The sequence below is a fragment of the Bradyrhizobium sp. MI1.4 genome (assembly GCF_055811315.1).
The window spans coordinates 1-7,322 of the sequence record NZ_JBVVPP010000065.1; the positions used below are offsets into that span (position 1 = coordinate 1).

Sequence of the window (7,322 nt, forward strand, 5' to 3'; positions counted from 1 at the left end):
ACCGCAAGCCCGGCTCGCGAACATGACGACCACAAGATCGCCCCTCAAGGATGAGCCGGGATGCGCGACACATACGCCATTTCCGAATTTCGGTAAAGTGGAATATTTTTGCGGCGGCGGATTGACGGGGGCGACACAGAGGAGGTCCGGTAGCCCGGATGAGCGAAGCTATATCCGGGGTTTTCGCTAGCTAGCCGCACTAGCGGTCCCGGATGTCGCTTCGCTCATCCGGGCTACAGGCTGCGAGAGGCGCTCGCTACAGGCTCACCCCGTCGGGGTACCCTGCTTCCATTGGCCGCCGGCGATTTTCGCGGCGGCGATCACGGCTTGGGTCCGACTTTCGACGCCGAGCTTTTGCAGGATCGCCGAGACATGCGCCTTGATGGTGGCCTCGGAGACGCCGAGCTCATAGGCGATCTGCTTGTTGAGCAATCCCTCCGACAGCATCATCAGAACCCGGACCTGCTGCGGCGTCAGCGTCACCAGCCGGTCGCGCAGGCGCGTCATGTCGGGGTCGGCGACTGCCGACAGATCAGTGTCGGCGGGAACCCAGACGTCGCCCTCCATTACCTTGAGGATCGCGTCGCGCAAGGTGTCGACGCCGAAGCGCTTCGGGATGAACCCGGAGGCGCCGAAGTCGAGCGAGCGGCGGATGGTGGCGCTGTCGTCGGACGCCGAGACGATCACCACCGGAATAGCCGGATATTGCGCGCGCAGATAGATCAGGCCGGAAAAGCCGGAGATCCCGGGCATCGACAGGTCGAGCAGGATCAGGTCGACGTCGGAGGTCTGTTCCAAAAGCTTGGTCAGATCCTCGAACGATCCAGCCTCGTCGATCCTGGCCGAGCTCAGGACGCCCGTCACCGCCTGCCGCAACGCGTCGCGGAACAATGGGTGGTCATCGGCAATGATGAGATGGGTCGAGGGAGCGTTCATCGTTCTCTTGCTGGCAATCGCACCGGGCCAGTAAGCCGGCGCGGGGCCCTGGTCAATTCTTTCCCGACCAGCCGTGGCATGCAAGTGGACATTATCCCTTTGCGGCAACGGGGTTAATCCACAGGCCGGCACTATGTTGCCGGATGGAAGGCTCGCAGTGTCAGGCGAGCGTCAGTGTGAAAGGCCGAAAGTCGTATTGGGGCGGGTTTCACGCCAATGTTACCTTGGGGGCAAGGCTTGGGTTGATCCGGCATGACCGGACATCCAGGGCGCGAGGAAACGATTTTTCGGGGAGCGACTCAACATGTCGACAATGGCTGTGTCTCAAGCAGGCGCGGGAGGGATGACGAAGGACGAACGGTTCGTCATTCTCGCCTCCTCGCTCGGTACCGTCTTCGAGTGGTACGACTTCTATCTCTACGGTTCGCTGGCCGGCATCATCGGCGCGCAGTTCTTCTCGGCCTATCCGCCGGCAACCCGCGACATCTTCGCGCTGCTGGCCTTCGCGGCCGGCTTCCTGGTGCGCCCGTTCGGCGCGATCGTGTTCGGCCGTGTCGGCGACATCGTCGGCCGCAAATACACCTTCCTCGTCACCATCCTGATCATGGGTCTGTCGACTTTCATCGTCGGCCTGCTGCCCAACGCTGCCACCATCGGCATCGCGGCCCCGATCATCCTGATCGCGCTGCGTCTCGCCCAGGGCCTCGCGCTCGGCGGTGAATATGGCGGTGCGGCCACCTACGTCGCGGAGCATGCTCCGAACGGCAAGCGCGGTTACTACACCTCCTTCATCCAGACCACGGCGACGCTCGGCCTGTTCCTGTCGCTGCTGGTGATCCTGTTCACGCGCTCCGCGCTCGGCGAACCCGACTTCGCGGCATGGGGCTGGCGCATTCCGTTCCTGGTCTCCGTGCTGCTGCTCGGCGTTTCGGTCTGGATCCGGCTTCGCCTCAACGAATCCCCGATCTTCCAGAAGATGAAGGACGAGGGGAAGAGCTCGAAGGCCCCGCTGACGGAAGCCTTCGGCAACTGGCAGAACGGCAAGCTCGTGCTGCTGGCGCTGTTTGGCGGCGTGATGGGCCAAGGCGTGGTCTGGTACACTGGCCAATTCTACGCGCTGTTCTTCCTGCAATCGATCCTCAAGGTCGACGGCTACACCGCCAACCTGCTGATCGCCTGGTCGCTCCTGCTCGGGACCGGCTTCTTCATCGTGTTCGGCGTGCTCTCCGACAAGATCGGCCGCAAGCCGATCATCCTCGGCGGCTGCCTGATCGCGGCGCTGACCTTCTTCCCGATCTTCAAGATGATCACCACCAATGCCAACCCGGCGCTGGAAAAGGCGATCGAGTCGGTCAAGGTCGACGTGGTGGCAGATCCCGCAGGTTGCGGCGACTTGTTCAATCCGGTCGGCACCCGCGTCTTCACCTCGCCTTGCGACACGGCACGTGCCTACCTGTCGCAGTCGTCGGTCAAGTACTCGACCACGCCAGGTGCGGCAGGCTCCGGCGTGAAGGTGATGGTCAACGGCAAGGAAGTTCCCTACGCCAACGCCAAGGACGGCAATCCGGCAGTGCTCGCCGCCGTGCAGGGAGCCGGCTATCCGAAGGCCGGAGATGCGGGCATCGTGAAGATGGCGCATCCGTTCGACATCTTCCGTCCGCAGGTGGCCGCGGTCGTCGGATTGCTGTTCGTCCTGGTGCTCTTCGTCACCATGGTGTACGGCCCGATCGCCGCGATGCTGGTCGAACTGTTCCCGACCCGCATCCGCTACACCTCGATGTCGCTGCCCTACCATATCGGTAACGGCTGGTTCGGCGGCCTGCTGCCGGCAACCGCCTTCGCCATCGTGGCCTCGACGGGCGATATCTATGCGGGCCTCTGGTATCCGGTCATCTTCGCGTCGATTACCGTCGTGATCGGCTTGTTCTTCCTGCCGGAGACCAAGGACGTCGATATCAAGTCGACCTGATCGACGCAGATCGAGATCAACACCAACCGGCCGCGGTCTCCGCGGCCGGTTTTGTTTTGGCCTACTGATTGCTACCGAGGAATTGCAGCACCACCTCGCGCCGGTGCGGGCGGGCGCGATGCTCGATCAGATAGATCGCCTGCCAGGTGCCAAGCGCGAGCTTGCCGCTCAGGACCGGCACATGAAGCGAAGTCTGGGTCAGCATTGTCTTGACGTGCGCCGGCATGTCGTCCGGTCCCTCGGCATCATGCGTCCAGCCGGCGTTCTCGGGCGCGAGCCGGGACAGAGCCGTGGTGAGATCCACGAGCACGGAAGGGTCGGCGTTCTCCTGGATCGTCAGCGATGCGGAGGTGTGACGAACGAACAGCGTCAACGCGCCGTCTCGCGCGCCTGCCTCCGCCACGAACTTCGCAGCTTCAGCGGTGAGATCGGTGAAGCCGCGGCCGGGCGTCTGCACGGTCAGCAGCGACGATGCGATGGTGGTGGCTTGCACCGACGATGGCGCCGAGCGCGTGATGGATTTGGCTGATGTCATCATCACTCTCTCAATTCGGAAAGCTGCCGTAGGTGGGCAAAGCGAAGCGTGCCCACCGACTCACGCAACGAAAACAAAAATGGTGGGCACGGCGCGTCGCGGCCTTGCCCACCCTACCGCATCTCGCCACGCGCTAAATCTTCCCCGACACGTCCTTCTGCACGCGGTTGGCCATGTCGATCAGCCGGCGCCAAGCCCTTTCCAGGAATGACATCACGCGATCGACGTCCTGGTCGCTCGGCAGCGGGATCTCGATCCTGCGCTCGCCCTCGGCGGCCTTTGGTGCTTGCGGCTGCGCCTTCTTGAGCGGATCCGTTTTCGGCAGCGCCTCGTCGATCTTGCCTGACACGGTCGGCCCCGCCGCAAGCCGTCCCTTCAGCGTCTCGACTTCGGCCTGGAGCCTGCCGATCTCGGCGTCGAGCGCGGTACGTTCATCGGGCACCGCGTAGCAGGCCCAGCCGGCGCCGCTGCGGGTGCAGGTCGACACCGTGCCGGTGCGGCTGTCGAGCCGCAGCACCCCCTCGGGGATGGGCGTCATGCTGTAGCGGCCGTTTTCGCTGTCGGGCGCGGATTGCGCGGCGAGGCAGCCGCCGCTGATGGTCAACACCGCGGCGAACGCCGCCGCCACCAGCCATGATGCTGTGGATGAATTCGCTGCTCTCATCGCGTTCTCCGCCACGACGCGCCGGTAGCACGTCCAAAGATGGCGCTCATAAAGGTGGCACGTCTCGCAATTCTACACCCCGGCGAGGCGATCCGCCGCCCAAAACGCGCCTTTGACATGAACGATCACGGCGCCCCCTTTGATCCCGGCAGCCGGGCGAAATGGCGACGGCATCCGCCGATCCAGCGGAGACCTGCTGCGGTGCGGCGTCACGCTGTGTGCAGCGCTGCCGCCCGCGCCGATATTGCAAGATAAATCAAATACATAACAGGAATGGACACAATCGTGACTTGGCTTGACTTGATTATGGGCCATCAGTATGGTCCGCGCGGCTTTTGAGGGTGGCGGGCGTAATTTCCATTCAGCCGCGGCGTTTCGGGTCTTCGTTGCATGACACAGGGCACGGGACACGGCGAGAATGGAGATCGCGATAGATCGCCCGAGGAAGCTGCGCTTTCCGAACGGCTCGGAAATCTTGATCAGCGGTTGTCCGAATTCCGCGGCCGCCACGTCAAGTCCGAGCAACCCGCAGGTGACGGTGAGGACAGAGCGGCCAGAGCCTCGGCGATGGCGCTTGGTTTTCGGTTATCCTCCGAGTTGGTCGCCGGGGTCGTTGTCGGAGCGGGGATTGGCTGGGGTTTCGACCGCTTGCTGTCGACGTCGCCTTTCGGATTCATCGTGTTCCTGCTGCTGGGCTTCGTCGCCGGCGTGGTGAATGTGGTGAGAACGGCAGGCGCGGGTCAAAACAGGCGCGGTGGTTCTTAGGCGGTCCACACCAGGAGAGGAATGATCGTGCCGGCTCGTGCCGGTACGGGCCGGGCCCGACCGGCAGACCGAGACCCGCCGGCATCGCCCGGCAGACCAAGAGATGCCGCGCTGATGAAAATCGATCCGATCCACCAGTTCAACATCGAGCCTCTCTTCACCCTGGGCCATATCGGCAACCACACGATCGCCTTCACCAACTCGTCGCTCTACATGCTGGTGGCGGTCGCGATCATCTCGATCCTGATGCTCGCCAGCGGCACGCAGCTGGTTCCCGGCCGGCTGCAGTCGGTCGCCGAGATCTCCTACGAGTTCGTCGCCTCGACCATCCGCTCGACGGCCGGCGCGGAAGGCATGAAGTTCTTCCCGCTGATCTTCTCGCTGTTCATGTTCATCTGCGTTTCGAACCTGGTCGGCATTATCCCCTACACCTTCACGATCTCGAGCCATCTGATCGTCACCGCGGCGCTCGCGCTGCTGGTCTTCTTCACGGTCCTGATCTACGGCATTGCCAAGAACGGCCTGAAATTCTTCTCGATCTTCGTGCCCCACGGGGTCCCCGGCTACATCCTGCCGCTGGTGATGTTCATCGAGATCCTGTCGTTCTTCCTGCGGCCGGTTTCCCACAGCGTCCGTCTGTTCGCCAACATGCTGGCCGGCCACATCGCGCTGAAGGTGTTCGCGGGCTTCGTCGCCATGCTCGGCTTCTCGCTCGGCGCCCTTGGCTGGGTCGGCGGCGTGCTGCCGCTGGCGCTCACGGTCGCGCTGTACGCTCTCGAGATTCTGGTCGCGTTCCTGCAAGCCTATGTGTTTGCGATCCTGACCTGCATCTACCTCAACGACGCCATTCATCCGGGACACTGAGCGGTCCGGGGAATTTCCACCCAAAACCCAATCTTTCTTCCAAGGAGTCTAAAATGGATCCGGCAGCAGCAAAACTTATCGGCGCGGGCATCGCATGCATCGGCATGGGCGGCGCGGGCGTCGGCGTCGGCGTGATCTTCGGCAACTACCTCGCCGCGGCCGTTCGCAACCCCTCGGCCGCTCAGGGCCAGTTCGGCAATCTGATCTTCGGCTTCGCCGTGACCGAAGCGCTCGGCATTTTCTCGCTGCTGATCGCGCTGCTGCTGCTGTTCGTTCCGCTCTGAGAACGATTTTTCGCGCCGCTTCAACCGAGGCGACGCGCATGACTGCAACAGGAGTACTCCATGGCTGAAAGTCATGGCGGGGCGAAAAGTCCGGCGGCGGGCGCCCACACCGGGTCCGAAGGCGGTCACGGTGGCGGTTTTCCGCCGTTCGAGAGCGGCACTTATGCTTCACAGCTGGTGTCGCTCGCGATCTTCTTCGTCGCGCTTTACGTGATCGTGTCCAAGCTCGCTCTGCCGCGCGTCGGCGGTGCGATCGAGGCGCGTCAGAACAAGATCGAGGGCGACCTCGCCGAAGCGCAGAAGCTGAAGGACCAGTCCGAAGCGGCGCTGAAGGCCTATGAAAACGAGCTTGCTTCGGCACGCTCGCGCGCGCAGGCCATCGGCAACGAATCCCGCGACAAGGCGAATGCGCAGGCGGACGCCGAGCGCAAGGCCTTGGAAGAGCAACTGGCGGCCAAGCTCGCCGAGGCAGAGAAGACCATCGCCTCGACCCGTGCGACCGCCATGAGCAACGTCCGCGGCATCGCGGCCGATGCGGCAGGCACCATCGTGCAGCAGCTCACGGGCGTGGTTCCGGACGCGGCATTGGTCAATGCCGCCGTTGATGCGTCCTTGAAGGGTTAATCGATATGTTCTTCGATCCTGAAACCTGGGTCGCCATCGCCTTCGTGATCCTGATGGTCGTGTTCGGCTATCTCGGGGTCTTCAAGAAGGCCATGACTGCGCTCGACCATCGCGCCGATCGCATCAAGGCCGAGCTCGATGACGCGACGCGCCTCAAGCAGGAAGCCGCCAAGGTGCTCGCCGACTACAAGGCGCGCACCGCCTCGGCCGAACGCGAGGCCGCCGACATCATCGCCAACGCGAAGAGCGAAGCCGAGCGCATCGCAACCGAGGCCAAGGCCAAGGTGGAAGATTTCGTCGCTCGCCGCACCAAGACCGCGGAGGGCAAGATCGCGCTCGCCGAGGCTCAGGCGGTGGCCGATGTTCGCGCCGCAGCGGCCGAAGCCGCCGTCCAGGCCGCCTCCACGATCCTGTCGAAGTCGGTCAGGGGCCAGGTCGCCGACGATCTGCTCGCCAAGGGCATCACCGAAGTCAGGCAGAAGCTGAACTGAGGGATATCGCCTTCACCTATCAAAAAGCCGGCGCGATCAGCGCCGGCTTTTTTGTTTGTCGGGCACTGCATCGGCAAATCTGATGTCATGCCCCCCCAAAGCCGGGGAAAAAAATATAAAAAAACCACCCAAAAATAAAGAAAAAAACCCGCGGTCATGTATGGCCCCCCAACCCGGGGCAGTAAGACAA

9 protein-coding genes are annotated in these 7,322 nt (G+C 63.2%); 6 read left to right on the forward strand and 3 right to left on the reverse strand.

Annotated features, from left to right (window positions below):
* Positions 1-264: 264 nt before the first annotated feature.
* A complete protein-coding gene (locus tag AC0L23_RS35780) occupies positions 265-936 on the reverse strand; it encodes a response regulator transcription factor (protein ID WP_018459987.1) in 672 nt (223 codons plus the stop codon).
* 343 nt (positions 937-1,279) lie between these two features.
* On the opposite strand from AC0L23_RS35780, the gene AC0L23_RS35785 reads away from it, so the two are divergent.
* A complete protein-coding gene (locus AC0L23_RS35785; protein WP_018459988.1) occupies positions 1,280-2,905 on the forward strand; it encodes an MFS transporter in 1,626 nt (541 codons plus the stop codon).
* 61 nt (positions 2,906-2,966) lie between these two features.
* Here AC0L23_RS35785 and AC0L23_RS35790 read toward each other — a convergent pair whose 3' ends face one another.
* Together AC0L23_RS35790 and AC0L23_RS35795 are read right to left on the reverse strand one after the other, a co-directional pair.
* Positions 2,967-3,440 (reverse strand): secondary thiamine-phosphate synthase enzyme YjbQ, encoded by a 474-nt coding sequence (locus AC0L23_RS35790; RefSeq protein WP_026233919.1) that lies wholly within the window; start codon positions 3,438-3,440, stop codon positions 2,967-2,969.
* Positions 3,441-3,573: 133 nt separating this feature from the next.
* Complete coding sequence (locus AC0L23_RS35795) at positions 3,574-4,104, reverse strand: hypothetical protein (protein WP_085357799.1); 531 nt, start codon at positions 4,102-4,104, stop codon at positions 3,574-3,576.
* A gap of 390 nt (positions 4,105-4,494) precedes the next feature.
* Here AC0L23_RS35795 and AC0L23_RS35800 point away from each other — a divergent pair, with 390 nt between their 5' ends.
* The 5 genes from AC0L23_RS35800 to AC0L23_RS35820 all read left to right on the forward strand — a co-directional run bounded on the left by AC0L23_RS35800 (position 4,495) and on the right by AC0L23_RS35820 (position 7,132).
* Complete coding sequence (locus tag AC0L23_RS35800; RefSeq protein ID WP_085384953.1) at positions 4,495-4,869, forward strand: AtpZ/AtpI family protein; 375 nt, start codon at positions 4,495-4,497, stop codon at positions 4,867-4,869.
* Between the two features lie 114 nt (positions 4,870-4,983).
* Complete coding sequence (locus AC0L23_RS35805; protein WP_018459993.1) at positions 4,984-5,733, forward strand: F0F1 ATP synthase subunit A; 750 nt, start codon at positions 4,984-4,986, stop codon at positions 5,731-5,733.
* A 53-nt stretch (positions 5,734-5,786) separates the two neighbouring features.
* The gene (locus tag AC0L23_RS35810; RefSeq protein ID WP_007599451.1) at positions 5,787-6,017 is read left to right on the forward strand and encodes a F0F1 ATP synthase subunit C; all 231 of its coding nucleotides are present in this window, start codon (positions 5,787-5,789) and stop codon (positions 6,015-6,017) included.
* A gap of 60 nt (positions 6,018-6,077) precedes the next feature.
* Positions 6,078-6,641 carry a F0F1 ATP synthase subunit B family protein gene (locus tag AC0L23_RS35815; RefSeq protein WP_018459994.1) on the forward strand — a complete coding sequence of 188 codons (564 nt, stop codon included), beginning with the start codon at positions 6,078-6,080 and terminating at the stop codon, positions 6,639-6,641.
* Between the two features lie 5 nt (positions 6,642-6,646).
* Complete coding sequence (locus AC0L23_RS35820; protein WP_018459995.1) at positions 6,647-7,132, forward strand: F0F1 ATP synthase subunit B family protein; 486 nt, start codon at positions 6,647-6,649, stop codon at positions 7,130-7,132.
* The last annotated feature ends 190 nt before the right edge of the window (positions 7,133-7,322 follow it).